At 71.2% G+C, this 11774-nt stretch carries 13 protein-coding genes; 10 read left to right on the forward strand and 3 right to left on the reverse strand.

The genetic code is table 11. From position 1 onward, the window contains the following. Positions 1-104 precede the first annotated feature (104 nt). From JGR68_RS09200 to JGR68_RS09230, 7 genes are all read left to right on the forward strand, one after another. The gene (locus JGR68_RS09200) at positions 105-1280 is read left to right on the forward strand and encodes an acetyl-CoA C-acyltransferase (RefSeq protein ID WP_199361743.1); all 1176 of its coding nucleotides are present in this window, start codon (positions 105-107) and stop codon (positions 1278-1280) included. A gap of 125 nt (positions 1281-1405) precedes the next feature. Continuing rightward, positions 1406-1744 (forward strand): hypothetical protein, encoded by a 339-nt coding sequence (locus tag JGR68_RS09205; protein ID WP_199361742.1) that lies wholly within the window; start codon positions 1406-1408, stop codon positions 1742-1744. Positions 1745-1861: 117 nt separating this feature from the next. Further along, positions 1862-2254 carry a hypothetical protein gene (locus tag JGR68_RS09210; protein WP_199361741.1) on the forward strand — a complete coding sequence of 131 codons (393 nt, stop codon included), beginning with the start codon at positions 1862-1864 and terminating at the stop codon, positions 2252-2254. A 74-nt stretch (positions 2255-2328) separates the two neighbouring features. Next, the gene (locus JGR68_RS09215) at positions 2329-2760 is read left to right on the forward strand and encodes a hypothetical protein (protein ID WP_199361740.1); all 432 of its coding nucleotides are present in this window, start codon (positions 2329-2331) and stop codon (positions 2758-2760) included. 46 nt (positions 2761-2806) lie between these two features. Beyond that, positions 2807-4414 carry a carboxyl transferase domain-containing protein gene (locus JGR68_RS09220; protein WP_199361739.1) on the forward strand — a complete coding sequence of 536 codons (1608 nt, stop codon included), beginning with the start codon at positions 2807-2809 and terminating at the stop codon, positions 4412-4414. Between the two features lie 284 nt (positions 4415-4698). After that, entirely contained in the window at positions 4699-5250 is a 552-nt protein-coding gene (locus JGR68_RS09225) for a polymer-forming cytoskeletal protein (RefSeq protein ID WP_199361738.1), read from the forward strand. Continuing rightward, positions 5247-5621 (forward strand): hypothetical protein, encoded by a 375-nt coding sequence (locus tag JGR68_RS09230; RefSeq protein ID WP_199361737.1) that lies wholly within the window; start codon positions 5247-5249, stop codon positions 5619-5621. Before JGR68_RS09225 ends, JGR68_RS09230 begins: the two co-directional genes overlap by 4 nt. Positions 5622-5933: 312 nt before the next feature. Here the strand turns inward: JGR68_RS09230 and JGR68_RS09235 are convergent, their stop codons facing one another. Genes JGR68_RS09235 through JGR68_RS09245 form a run of 3 tightly spaced genes read right to left on the reverse strand, consistent with a single transcriptional unit; the run spans position 5934 to position 8349 of the window. Next, positions 5934-6167: a DUF6587 family protein gene (locus JGR68_RS09235; protein WP_199361736.1), complete on the reverse strand. Its 234-nt coding sequence runs from the start codon at positions 6165-6167 to the stop codon at positions 5934-5936. Continuing rightward, entirely contained in the window at positions 6167-8050 is a 1884-nt protein-coding gene (locus JGR68_RS09240) for a ferrous iron transporter B (protein WP_199361735.1), read from the reverse strand. Before JGR68_RS09240 ends, JGR68_RS09235 begins: the two co-directional genes overlap by 1 nt. Next, positions 8047-8349, reverse strand: a complete 303-nt coding sequence (locus tag JGR68_RS09245; RefSeq protein WP_199361734.1) for a FeoA domain-containing protein — start codon at positions 8347-8349, stop codon at positions 8047-8049. Before JGR68_RS09245 ends, JGR68_RS09240 begins: the two co-directional genes overlap by 4 nt. 89 nt (positions 8350-8438) lie before the next feature. Here JGR68_RS09245 and JGR68_RS09250 point away from each other — a divergent pair, with 89 nt between their 5' ends. The 3 genes from JGR68_RS09250 to JGR68_RS09260 all read left to right on the forward strand — a co-directional run bounded on the left by JGR68_RS09250 (position 8439) and on the right by JGR68_RS09260 (position 11773). Beyond that, positions 8439-9221, forward strand: a complete 783-nt coding sequence (locus tag JGR68_RS09250) for an enoyl-CoA hydratase-related protein (RefSeq protein WP_199361733.1) — start codon at positions 8439-8441, stop codon at positions 9219-9221. A 97-nt stretch (positions 9222-9318) separates the two neighbouring features. Next, entirely contained in the window at positions 9319-9702 is a 384-nt protein-coding gene (locus tag JGR68_RS09255; protein ID WP_199361732.1) for a GxxExxY protein, read from the forward strand. 61 nt (positions 9703-9763) lie between these two features. Next, the gene (locus tag JGR68_RS09260; RefSeq protein ID WP_199361731.1) at positions 9764-11773 is read left to right on the forward strand and encodes an acetyl/propionyl/methylcrotonyl-CoA carboxylase subunit alpha; all 2010 of its coding nucleotides are present in this window, start codon (positions 9764-9766) and stop codon (positions 11771-11773) included. The last annotated feature ends 1 nt before the right edge of the window (position 11774 follow it).

Here is an 11774-nt window from a genome sequence, read left to right on the forward strand (position 1 = left end):
AGTGGGGCCGGCCGCAAACCGGCACGGCGTCTCGGACCAATGGCCGGTGGCGGGCCCATGCTGCAGTGCGATAATGGCCGGACATACCCCACGGAGCTCCTCCCATGACCGACGTCGTCATCGTCGGTGCCAAGCGCACCGCCATCGGTTCCATGCTCGGCCAGTTCACCGGCGTGCCCACCCCGACCCTCGGCGCCGCGGCGATCGAAGGCGCGCTCGCCCATGCCGGCGTGGCCGGTGACCAGGTCGACGAAGTGATCATGGGCTGCGTGCTGCCGGCCGGCCTCGGGCAGGCGCCCGCGCGTCAGGCCTCGCGCGCGGCGGGCATTCCCGATGCCGCGGGCGCGACCACCATCAACAAGGTCTGCGGCTCGGGCATGAAGGCGATCATGCTGGCCCACGACGTCATCAAGGCCGGCTCGGCCAAGGTGGTCGTGGCCGGCGGCATGGAGTCGATGACCAATGCGCCGCACCTCCTGAACGGCTCGCGCACCGGCATCCGCTATGGCACCGCCGGGTTCCTCGACCACATGGCCCATGACGGCCTGACCAATCCCGACGACGGCCAGGCCATGGGCGTGTTCGGCGACGCCACCTGCGCGAAGCTCGGCTTCAGCCGCGAGGCCATCGATGCGTTCTCGGCCGAGAGCGCGCGCCGCGCGCAGAAGGCGATCGCCGACGGCACGTTCAAGGACGAGATCGCGCCGGTGACGGTCAAGTCCCGCAAGGGCGACGTGGTGGCCGACACCGACGAGGAGCCGGGCAAGGTCAACCTGGAGAAGATTCCCGGCCTGCGCGCGGCCTTCGGCAAGGAGGGCGTGCTGACGGCGGCCTCGTCGTCGAAGATCTCCGACGGTGCCGCCGCCACCGTGGTCATGTCCGCCGACGAAGCCAGCAGCCGCGGGCTGCAGCCGCTTGCGCGCATCGTCGCCCACGCGACCCATGCGCAGGCGCCGGAGTGGTTCACCACCGCGCCGATCCAGGCGATCGAAAAGGTGTTGGAAAAGGCCGGCTGGTCGGTGCAGGACGTCGACCTGTTCGAGATCAACGAAGCGTTCTCGGTGGTCGCGATGGCGCCGATGCAGGAGCTGGGCATCGCGCACGACCGGGTCAACGTCAACGGCGGCGCGGTGGCGCTGGGCCACCCGATCGGTGCCAGCGGCGCGCGCCTGGTGGTGACCCTGCTACATGCGCTCAAGGCACGCGGCGCCAAGCGCGGCGTGGCCTCGCTGTGCATCGGCGGCGGCGAGGCGACGGCGATCGCGGTGGAGCTTGCCTGAACCGTTGACGATCCCTTGACGACGGCGGCCCCACACTGCCGCTTGACAGTCGTGAGGGGGTTGCCGTCATGATATGCGGCGCACTTTCGTGCGTTAACCAAATTCCACGACGAGGAAAAGCAACAATGAGCATGAACAAGCTGCTGATCGCGCTGGCGCTGGGCCTGGGCCTGGCCGCCTGCTCGAACCAGGACCAGGCGAACAACGCCGCCGCCGACGCTGCCGAGGCCGCTGACCAGGCTGCCGCTGACGCCGCCCTGGCCGGCACCACCGCTGCCGACTCGGCCGCCGACAGCGCCGCCGCTGCCGCCGACGCCGCTGCCGATGCCGCCGCCGACGCCGCTGCCGCGGTCGAAGGTTCGGCCGAGGCCGCTGCCGCCGACGTGGCGCAGGACGCCGCCGACGCCGCCGAGTCCGCCGCCGACGCGACCGAAGAGGCCGCTGACGAGGCCGTCGAGCAGTAATCACTGCTCGGCACCATCGGATGTAAAACCGGGAAGCCGCTGGATCTCCAGCGGCTTTTCCGTATCCACTCCCACCGGGCCGCGATGCGGTTCCATACCACCACGAGGATCGACACCATGAAGATCAAGACCGCCATCCTGGCCACCGCCTGCATCTTCGCGCTGGCCGCCTGCCAGAACGACGGCACCACCGCCGACCAGAACGCCGCCGAAGCCAAGGCCGCGATGGAGCGTGCCGGCGATTCCGCCCAGGACGCCGCCGTCGCCGCCGGTGACGCCGCCGAAGCGGGCGTGGACGCCGCCGCCGCCGCGACCCGCGACGCCGCCGCCGAAGCCGAAGCCGCCGCCGACCAGGCTGCCGCCGACGTCGAAGCTGCCGCGCAGAACGCCAGCGAGGAAGCCCGCGCCGCTGCCGCCGAGGCCGAAGCCCGCACCCGCGAGGCGACGTCCGACGCGCTCGAGAACGCTTCCGACGCCGCCGACAAGGCCGCCGAAGACGTCCGTAACTGATCCACCGCTGTACCGGACGGCCCGCGCCCGCGGGCCGTCCGCTTCGCGCCACGGCGCGACCGAGGACCGACGTGATGGATATCCGCTCGTTGCTGTTCCTGCTGCCGCTGGGCTTCGCCCTCGCCGCATGCACCAATCATGAGCCGGTCGCCGATGGCGACGACGGCTACGACCGCGCCACCGTACCCACGGACGCCACCGGGGACAGCGACCAGGACGTGGCCGGCCTGACCGGCGGCGCCGCGACGCCCGGCACCGGCGAGCCGCGCGCCACCGGCGTCACCGGCGAAGGCCCGGCCGTTGCCGGCGGCCTCAACGCCGCCGAAGCCGAGACCGTGGCGATCGAGGCCACCGGACAGGACGCGAACGACTCCGCCGCCGCGGACGTGGCCGGCGCGGAAGGCGCGACCCGCGATGACAATTCCAACCAGTACGAGCGCGCGCCCGTGGCGAGCGACGCGGTGGAAGCCGGCTACAACGACGACGACAGGGACGGCGGCGACTGAGCGCCTGCGGGTATCCTTGGGGGCCCTGCCAGCCTCCGGTTCCCGCATGCCCGCACTGAAGTCCAGCCTCGATCCCCGCTCGCAGGAGTTCCAGGACAACGTCGCCTTCCACCGCGCACTGGTGGACGAGCTCGACGCGCGGCTTGCGCGGGCCGCGGACGGCGGCGGAGACACCGCCCGCGACAAGCACGTCGCACGCGGCAAGCTGCTGCCGCGCGAGCGCATCGCCGCCCTGCTCGACCCCGGATCGCCCTTCCTCGAGATCGCGCCGCTGGCCGCCGAGGAGATGTACGACGGCGCCGCGCCCGCGGCCGGCATGGTCTGCGGCATCGGCCGCGTCATGGGGACCGAAGTGGTGGTGGTCGCCAACGACGCCACGGTCAAGGGCGGGACCTACTTCCCGATGACGGTGAAGAAGCACCTGCGCGCGCAGGAAGTCGCACGCGAGAACCACCTGCCCTGCGTCTACCTGGTCGACTCCGGCGGCGCCTTCCTGCCGCTGCAGGACGAGGTGTTCCCGGACAGGGAGCACTTCGGCCGCATCTTCTACAACCAGGCGCGCATGTCGGCCGAGAACATCCCGCAGGTGGCGGTGGTGATGGGCAGCTGCACCGCGGGCGGTGCCTACGTGCCGGCCATGTGCGACGAGTCGATCATCGTCAAGGAGCAGGGCACGATCTTCCTCGGCGGCCCGCCGCTGGTGAAGGCGGCCACCGGCGAAGTGGTGGATGCCGAGTCGCTGGGCGGCGCCGACGTGCACACCGCGGTCTCCGGCGTGGCCGACCATTTCGCCGAGGACGACCGCCACGCGCTGCAGATCGCGCGCGACATCGTCGGCACGTTCAACCGCCGCAAGCTGCTGCCGGTCGCCTGCCGCCCGGTGGTCGAGCCGCTGTTCGCGGCGGAAGAGCTGTACGGCATCGTGCCCAGGGACACCCGCCGCCCGTTCGACATCCGCGAGGTGATCGCGCGCATCGTCGACGGCAGCGAATTCCAGGAGTTCAAGGCGCGCTACGGCAAGACCCTGGTCACCGGCTTTGCGCACCTGCATGGCTATCCGGTCGGTATCGTCGCCAACAACGGCATCCTGTTCGGCGAGAGCGCGCTCAAGGGCGCGCACTTCATCGAGCTGTGCAACCAGCGCGGCATCCCGCTGGTATTCCTGCAGAACATCACCGGCTTCATGGTCGGTCGCAAGTACGAGAACGCCGGCATCGCCAAGGACGGCGCGAAGATGGTCACCGCCGTCGCGTGTTCCAGCGTGCCGAAGTTCACCGTCGTCATCGGCGGCAGCTTCGGCGCCGGCAACTACGCCATGTGCGGCCGCGCCTACGGCGGCCGCTTCCTCTGGATGTGGCCCAACGCGCGCATCAGCGTGATGGGCGGCGAGCAGGCCGCAAGCGTCCTGGCGACCGTGAGGCGCGACGGCATTGAAGCCCGCGGCGGCGAGTGGAGCCCTGGCGACGAGGAGGCGTTCAAGGCGCCGATCCGCGACCAGTACGAGCACCAGGGCAGCCCGTGGTACGCGACCGCGCGGCTGTGGGACGACGGCGTCATCGATCCGGCCGACACGCGGCGGGTGCTGGGCCTGGCTGTCTCCGCCTCGCTCAACGCCCCCATCGAGCCGGCCCGCTTCGGCGTGTTCCGCATGTGACCCCCGCTCCGCGGGCGTCTTCTGTAGGAGCAGCTACAGCTGCGATCCGTTCACTCCGGGATCCACGTTCGTGTGTTCGAGGTAGGCCGGAGTTATGACGTCGGCGGGATCGCAGCTGTAGCTGCTCCTACAGGGGGTCGTCCGGGGGGCCGCACGGGGCGGGAGTGGCGCTAAGTCCTTGTCGGGCTTCGGATTGCGTGCGCTGGGTCACAGGCCTGTGAAGGTGGCGTCATGATATCGTCGGCCTCCCCCCTGCCCCGCCCGTTCCGAGGAATCCCCGCGCCATGTCCATCTTCCCGCAAGGCTCCGCCAAGAAAGACCTGCCCTTCAAGGACGCCGTCGCCCCCGCGCGCGAGCCTTCCCCGGCGATCGCCTCGTTCGAGCCCGCCGAAACTCCTTTCCAGGCCACCCAGCGCCCGGCAGCGCCCGCGGCCCCGCAGGCGCGTGAATCCGTGATCGCATCCGACCTCACCATCGAAGGCAAGATTTCCGGCAGCGGCAACGTGCGCATCGCCGGCAAGTTCAAGGGTGATGTCAACGTCGAGGGCGACCTGACCATCGACGGCGGCGCCCGCCTCAACGGCGGCGTGCGCGCCAGGCGCGTGACCGTCGCCGGCGAGCTGGAAGGCAACATCGAATCCGCCGAGCGCGTCGAGCTGCAGCCCTCCGCGGTGCTGGTCGGCGACGTCAAGGCCGGCACGCTGACCGTCGCCTCGGGCTCGCGCATCCGCGGCCACGTCGAGTGCGGCTGGGACGATGCCGGCCCCGCCACGGGCAAGGACGACAAGGCGCAGAAGGACAGCAGGGACAAGGCCGGCCTCGACGTCGCCCCGTGAACCAGCGCCCCGGCGCGGCAGGTGCCACCCGCACCTGCCCGCACTGCAAGACCCTGATCCTGGAAAGCGCGACGGTCTGCCCGTCGTGCCGCCACTACCTGCGCTTCGACGACAAGGCGCAGTCGGTCGAGGTCACCCGTGCGCTGCAGGTCGAGGGCGAGATCCGGCACCCGTCCGAAGGCGGCGCCTGGGAATACTCGGTGGTGCTGACCATCCGCGACGACGAGGGCAACGAGGTCTCGCACCAGGTCGTCGGCGTCGGCGCGATCCACCCCGGCGACGCGCGCACCTTCACGCTGTCGGTCGACCTGACCCCGACCAGCGACATGCGCCGCATGCCCAAGCGCCCCAACTCGCGCTCCCGCCACTAGCCAAGCGCCGCCCCTGCAGGAGCGGCTACAGCCGCGGTCAGCCCCTCACGGACTCCACCGCCTCGACCCGCGCCGCCCCTGCAGGAGCGGCTACAGCCGCGATCGGCCCCTCACGGACTCCACCGCCTCGACCTGCGCCGCGCCTGTAGGAGCGGCTACAGCCGCGATCAGCCCATCAGGAAGTCCACCACTGCCCCGACCTGCGCGGATCGCGGCTGTAGCCGCTCCTACAGGGGCAGGTCATTCCGGGTGGCAGGTCCATCCGCATAGGCAGACCCTCAGTGGCAGCCCTCGACAGGTGCAGGCGCCGGGTCAGCTGCAGCCGCTGCAGCTGCCGCAGGCCTTGGCTCCGGCCGGTGTCGGCGGGGCGATCCTGCGGCCCAGCGCGCGCAGCCAGGCCGGCCGGCCGTCGCGCACCATCGGGATCGCCACCGCCACGCGCAGGCGACGCGCGGCGAGGGGGAACTGCCGGCGCAGCACCATCCACGCGCTGAGGGCGACCACCGCCGCGACCACGACGTACTGCAGCGCGAGGCCGGCTTCCATCAGCCCGCTCCCAGCGTCTTCGCCACCTGGTAGGTCACCAGCGACGCCAGGTAGGCCAGCCCGAACAGGAACAGCGCGTTGACCGCCATCAGCTTCCACGAGCCGGTCTCGCGGCGGATCGCCGCCCAGGTCGCGATGCACTGCGGCGCGTAGATGAACCACACCAGCAGCGACAGCCCCGTCGCCAGCGACCAGCCGTCGCTGATGATCGGAAGCAGGGCTTCGCTGGCCGCCGCGTCGTCGGCCGCCGACAGCGCGTAGACCGTCGCCAGCGACGCCACCGCGACCTCGCGCGCGGCCAGTCCCGGGATCAGCGCGATGCAGATCTGCCAGTTGAAGCCCAGCGGCGCGAACACCGCCGACAGCGCATGGCCGATGCGCCCGGCGAAGCTGTAGTCGATCGCCGGGCCGACCGCGTCGGCCGGAGGCGCCGGGAACGACAGCAGGACCCACAGCAGCACCGTCAGCGCGAAGATGATGCCGCCCACGCGCTTGAGGAAGATCATCGCGCGCTCGTACAGCCCGATCAGCAGGTCGCGCGGATGCGGCACGCGGTAGGAGGGCAACTCCAGCATCAGCGGATGCTCGCTGCGGTCGCGGCGCCAGCGCTTCATCGTCCACGACACCGCCAGCGCGCTGGCGATGCCGGCCATGTACAGCCCGAACAGCACCAGCCCCTGCAGGTGGAAGCCGCCGGCGACCTTCCGCGCCGGGATGAAGGCGCCGATCAGCAGGGCGTATACCGGCAGCCGCGCCGAGCAGGTCATCAGCGGCGCGACCATGATCGTGGCGATGCGGTCGCGCGGATCCTGGATCGAGCGCGTGGCCATGATGCCGGGCACCGCGCAAGCGAAGCTCGACAGCAGGGGGATGAACGAACGCCCCGACAGTCCGGCCGAGGCCATCATCCGATCGAGCAGGAAGGCCGCTCGCGGCAGGTAGCCCGACTCCTCGAGCGCAAGGATGAAGGCGAACAGCACCAGGATCTGCGGCAGGAAGACCACGACCCCGCCGAGCCCGGCGATCAGGCCGTCAACCAGCAGGCTGCGCAGCGGCCCGTCCGGCATCGCACCGCCCACCGCGCCGCCGAGCCAGGCCGTGCCGGACTCGATCAGGTCCATCACCGGCGTCGCCCAGGCGTAGACCGCCTGGAAGATCAGAAACATCACCACCGCCAGCGTCAGCAGGCCGAACACCGGGTGCAGCAGCCAGCGGTCGAGCGCGTCGTCGACGTGGGCGGTGCGCGTGGGCATGGCCACGGCCAGCGCCAGCAGGCGGCGGGTCTCGGCGTGGAGCGCCTCGTCGGTGGTCATCGCGTGCGCCACCCCGCCCAGCCGCCTTTCCGGAGCCCGCGGCGCGGCGGCCATGGCCTCGATGCCTTCGACCAGCGCGGCCGCGCCGTCCTGGCGGACCGCGACGGTTTCCACCACCGGCACGCCGAGCTCGGCTTCCAGCACAGCACGGTCGATGCGCACGCCGCGGCGTGCCGCCACGTCGACCATGTTCAGCGCCAGCACCATCGGCCGGCCGAGCTCGCGCACCTCCAGCGCGAAGCGCAGGTGCAGCCGCAGGTTGGTGGCGTCGACCACGCAGACGATGACGTCCGGGGCGGGCTCGCCGGGATAGAAGCCACGGCAGAGGTCGCGGGTGATCGCCTCGTCCAGGCTCGAAGGCACCAGGCTGTAGGCGCCGGGCAGGTCGAGCACGGCGTAGGCGCGGCCCGAGGGCGCGAGCAGCCGGCCCTCCTTGCGCTCGACGGTGACCCCGGCGTAATTGGCGACCTTCTGCCGGCTGCCGGTGAGCTGGTTGAACAGCGCGGTCTTGCCGCAGTTCGGGTTGCCGACCAGGGCCAGGCGGGGGACGACGGCGGCGAGCTCGCTCATGCGGCGGCGTCACGCGCGCGCGCGGCGCGCGACTCTCCGGCCAGCCCGGTGCCGCACGCGTCCTCGACCGCCGCCAGCAAGACCCGCGCGGCCTCCTCGCGCCGCAGCGCGAAGCGCGTATAGCCGACCTGGACCAGCAGCGGCTCCGCGCCGAAGGGCCCGGCGGCGGTCACCTGCACGTCCTCGCCGGCGACGAAACCCAGCTCGCGCAGGCGCCGGGCGATCGGATCGTTTTCGAAGCGCGCCTCGACGCGCTCGACCACGCCACGCACGCGGCGCGGAAGTTCGGAAAGCCTCACGGGCAGGTCCGGTTGGGAATGGTTCTCATTATAAAGCGCGCCGGACCGGCCGGTATCATCGGCCATCCTCTTTTTTTCAAGGCCTTCCCATGTCGGCAAACCTCACGCTGGCCCGCGAGGGCGCGGTCGCGCGCCTGCGCCTGGACCGCCCTGCCCTGCACAACGCCTTCGACGACGCCCTGATCGCCGCGCTGACCGAGGCGCTGCAGGCGCTGGGGCGCGACCCCGGCGTCCGCGTGGTGGTGCTGGAGGCGGCGGGAGCCTCGTTCTCGGCCGGCGCCGACCTCAACTGGATGCGCGGCATGGCCGCCGCCAGCGAGGACGCCAACCGCGAGGACTCGCTGCGCCTGGCACGGCTGATGCGCACCCTGGACGAACTGCCCAAGCCGACGATCGCGCGTGTCCAGGGCGCGGCCTTCGGCGGCGGCGTCGGCCTGGTGGCCTGCTGCGACATCGCCATCGGCGTGGCCGGGGCGACGTTCGGCCTGACCGAAAGCCGCCTCGGCCTGCTGCCGGCGGTGATCTCGCCCTACCTCATCCGCGCCATCGGCACCCGCAACGCCCGCCGCTACTTCGCCACCGCCGAACTCTTCGACGCCGCCGAAGCCCTGCGCATCGGCCTGCTGCACCAGGTCGTGCCGGCGGACGCACTGGACGCCGCCATCGACCGCCAGCTCGCGCTGCTCCTCAAGGCCGCGCCCTTCGCCGCATCCGACGCCAAGCGCCTGGTCCGCGAAACCGCCGCCACCACCGACCGCGACCGCCTCGACCACGACAACGCCGCCCTCATCGCCGCCCTGCGCGTCTCCCCCGAAGGCCAGGAAGGCCTGGGGGCATTCCTGGACAAGCGCAGGCCGGGTTGGGTGGAGTGACAGGAGGAGCTTATTTGGCCACGGATCTGCGCAGATAAGAGCGGATTTACACGGATAGAGCGGTTTAGAGTGGGCACGGCTATCGGGAGGTGGGCGCATGGATGCGGCCGGCGGTGGATTGGTGTCTGGCGGACTCAGCGGGAAGGTGATCGGGGCGTTCTTCGATACGTACAACGAGCTGGGGCACGGATTTCTCGAGAGCGTGTACGAAGCGGCGCTGGCCGTCAGGCTCGAGGAGTGCGGGTTTGATGTAAGGAGACAGGTGCCCATTGACGTGCGATTCCACGGGCAAGTCGTCGGCCAGTTCAGGGCCGACATGCTCGTCAACGATCATTTCCTCATCGAGATCAAGGCCGTCCTCCGGATCGCTCCCGCGCATGAAGCCCAACTCATCAACTACTTGAAGGCCACCGGCATCCGCCTCGGGCTTCTCCTCAACTTCGGCCCGAGCCCGGAATTCCGCCGCCGCGTTTTCTCTTAGACTCTCCCCTGCTTTATCCGTGTAAATCCGCTCTTATCCGCGCAGATCCGTGGCCAAAAAAATGCTCTCGAAGATCCTCATCGCCAACCGCGGCGAAATCGCCTGCCGCGTCATCCGGACCTCCCGCCGCATGGGCATCGCCACGGTGGCGGTGTACTCGGAGGCCGACGCCGGCGCGCAGCACGTGCAGCTGGCCGACGAGGCCTGGCCCATCGGGGGACCGCGGCCGCAGGACAGCTACCTGCGCGGCGAGGCGATCATCGCGGCGGCGCTCGCCAGCGGCGCGCAGGGCATCCATCCCGGGTATGGATTCCTCAGCGAGAACGCGGACTTCGCCGATGCGGTCGAGGCCGCGGGGATGGTGTTCATCGGGCCGAAGGCGGACTCGATGCGGCGCATGGGCAGCAAGGCCGGGGCCAAGGAGCTGATGGCGGCGGCCGGGGTGCCGGTGGTGCCGGGCTATACCGGCGAGGACCAGGCGCCCGGACTGCTGCAGCGCGAGGCCGACCGCATCGGCTACCCGCTGATGATCAAGGCCGCGTACGGCGGCGGTGGCAAGGGCATGCGCATCGTGCGCGCCGCCGACGGCTTCCTGCCCGCGCTGGAAAGCTGCCAGCGCGAGGCGCGCAATGCCTTCGGCCGCGACCGGGTGCTGCTGGAGCGCTACATCGAGTCGCCGCGGCACATCGAGATCCAGGTGTTCGCTGATGCGCAGGGCAACACCATCCATTTGAACGAGCGCGAGTGCTCGGCCCAGCGCCGCTACCAGAAGGTGCTGGAAGAGGCGCCCTCGCCCTTCCTGACGCCGCAGCTGCGTGCGCGCATGGGCGAGGCGGCGGTGCTGGCGGCGCGTGCCATCGGCTACCAGAACGCCGGCACGGTGGAGTTCATCGTGGCGCCCTCGGGCGACTTCTTCTTCATGGAAATCAACACGCGGCTGCAGGTCGAGCATCCGGTCACCGAGATGGTGACCGGGCTCGACCTGGTCGAGTGGCAGCTGCGCGTTGCCTCCGGCGAGCCCCTGCCGCTGGCGCAGGCCGACGTGCCGCAGCGCGGGCACGCGATCGAGGTGCGCCTGTACGCCGAGGACCCGGACGCCGGCTTCCTGCCCGGCTCGGGCCGCCTGCAGCGCCTGCGCCTGCCCGCGGACGCCGATGGCGTGCGCATCGATTCGGGCGTGGTCGAGGGCGACGTGGTGACGATCTTCTACGACCCGATGATCGCCAAGCTCATCGTCCACGCCGACGACCGCGCCGCGGCGCTGGCGCGCCTGCGGTCGGCGCTGGCCGCCTGCGTGATCGAAGGACCGAAGTCCAACATCGCCTTCCTCGAGCGGCTGGCCCGGCACCCCGCCGTGGTCGAAGGCCGCATCGACACCGGATACCTCGACCGCCACCTGGACGAGTTCATCGGCGACGACGGCGCACCGGCCGAAGGCGCGGATGATGCACGCGCCGCGGCCGTGGTCGCGACGCTGCTCGGAACCGAGGCCGAGGCGCGCTGCGCGGCGGCCGGCAGCAGCGATCCCGGCTCACCCTGGGGCAGTGCCGATGGCTGGCGTCTGGGCCATGCCGGGCTGCGCCGCGTGGTCCTGGGCGAAGGCGACACGCGCCAGGTCGCGGTCGCGCACGGCGCCGGCGGCGACTATCGGATCGCGTTCGCCGACGCCGCGCCGCTGCGCGTGGAAGGCGCCCGGCTGGCCTCGGGCACCCTGCATGCGCGTTTCAACGGCCGGGGACTCCGCTACGCGCTCGACACCGACGGCACCGCCGTGCGCCTGCACGACGGGCGCCGCCACTGGCGCTTCGAACGCGTCGGGGCCTACGAGCCCGCGCGCAGCGAGGGCGCGGGCGGCGGCAACCGGGTTGCGGCGCCGATGCCGGGGCGTATCGTGGTCACGCGGGTGCAGGCGGGCGAGCGCGTCAGCGAAGGCCAGGAGCTGCTGGTGATGGAGGCGATGAAGATGGAGCTTGCGCTGAAGGCGCCGCGCGACGGCGTGGTGGGCGAGGTGCTGGCGCGCGAAGGCGACTTCGTCGATGCCGACGCCGTGCTGGTCACGCTGGAGGACTGAG

Origin of the sequence: Luteimonas sp. MC1750 (assembly GCF_016615955.1) — a bacterium.
Taxonomy (GTDB): Bacteria; Pseudomonadota; Gammaproteobacteria; order Xanthomonadales; family Xanthomonadaceae; genus Luteimonas.